The sequence below is a fragment of the Brevundimonas sp. GW822-FHT03E11 genome (assembly GCF_058801445.1).
This window is the reverse complement of sequence record NZ_JBXANG010000022.1, coordinates 1-1,550: the sequence shown is the minus strand read 5'-3', so window position 1 is coordinate 1,550 and position 1,550 is coordinate 1. Positions and strand designations below refer to the sequence as shown.

Annotated in this window: 1 rRNA gene; it reads left to right on the top strand. The window is 53.0% G+C overall.

Annotation, left to right across the window (positions count from 1 at the left end):
* Positions 1-582: 582 nt before the first annotated feature.
* Positions 583-1,550: ribosomal RNA gene (locus AC1RKE_RS16000) — 16S ribosomal RNA — on the top strand; the annotation flags it as partial.

The window sequence follows — 1,550 nt, the reverse complement described above, 5'->3', positions numbered from 1 at the left end:
CCTTCAGAATCTGGTTGCGGGTTAGGAGGGTGGCCCGTATAGGGCTGCCTCGCTCGGAGACGGGCCGGCCTTTGAGGCTTTTGGGACTTTGGTTTCGGGAGTTTTGGGGGAGTTGAGGGGTTGAAAAACTTCTTGCTTTCCTGGGTTGGTTTCAATAGGTTCCGCGCTCCAATCGAATCGCCGAACGGTTAAGAGGAAGGCCTCTTGGTTTTCCTTGCGGTGGTTTTTTGTGGTTTTGAGGCCTTGGTCTTGGATCTGCAAAATCTCTGAAAAGAGCGGTTGACATGAGGTTCGGCGGTCTCTAAATCGCCGCCTCCGCCGACGACGAGGCGCTAAACAAGTCGGGCCGTTTTGGCGGTTCTGGTCTTTGACATTGTTGATATGGAAAGAGAAACGCAGGCGGCGGTGTCCTTGCGATAGTCCTAGGGGCTATCATACGACACTGACTATCTGCGGTCTTTTTGAAAAGATACCATGCGTCGGTCTTAGGATCGACGGGTGGGAACTCGTCAAACAAATACGTAGAACTAACGCCAAGACGTCCTTTGGGATGGTCTTAGTGCTTTAGGTCAGAAGTCAACTCAACCTGAGAGTTTGATCCTGGCTCAGAGCGAACGCTGGCGGCAGGCCTAACACATGCAAGTCGAACGAAGTCTTCGGACTTAGTGGCGGACGGGTGAGTAACACGTGGGAACGTGCCTTTAGGTTCGGAATAACTCAGGGAAACTTGTGCTAATACCGAATGTGCCCTTCGGGGGAAAGATTTATCGCCTTTAGAGCGGCCCGCGTCTGATTAGCTAGTTGGTGAGGTAAAGGCTCACCAAGGCGACGATCAGTAGCTGGTCTGAGAGGATGATCAGCCACATTGGGACTGAGACACGGCCCAAACTCCTACGGGAGGCAGCAGTGGGGAATCTTGCGCAATGGGCGAAAGCCTGACGCAGCCATGCCGCGTGAATGATGAAGGTCTTAGGATTGTAAAATTCTTTCACCGGGGACGATAATGACGGTACCCGGAGAAGAAGCCCCGGCTAACTTCGTGCCAGCAGCCGCGGTAATACGAAGGGGGCTAGCGTTGCTCGGAATTACTGGGCGTAAAGGGAGCGTAGGCGGACATTTAAGTCAGGGGTGAAATCCCGGGGCTCAACCTCGGAATTGCCTTTGATACTGGGTGTCTTGAGTGTGAGAGAGGTATGTGGAACTCCGAGTGTAGAGGTGAAATTCGTAGATATTCGGAAGAACACCAGTGGCGAAGGCGACATACTGGCTCATTACTGACGCTGAGGCTCGAAAGCGTGGGGAGCAAACAGGATTAGATACCCTGGTAGTCCACGCCGTAAACGATGATTGCTAGTTGTCGGGATGCATGCATTTCGGTGACGCAGCTAACGCATTAAGCAATCCGCCTGGGGAGTACGGTCGCAAGATTAAAACTCAAAGGAATTGACGGGGGCCCGCACAAGCGGTGGAGCATGTGGTTTAATTCGAAGCAACGCGCAGAACCTTACCACCTTTTGACATGCCCGGACCGCCACAGAGATGTGGCTTTC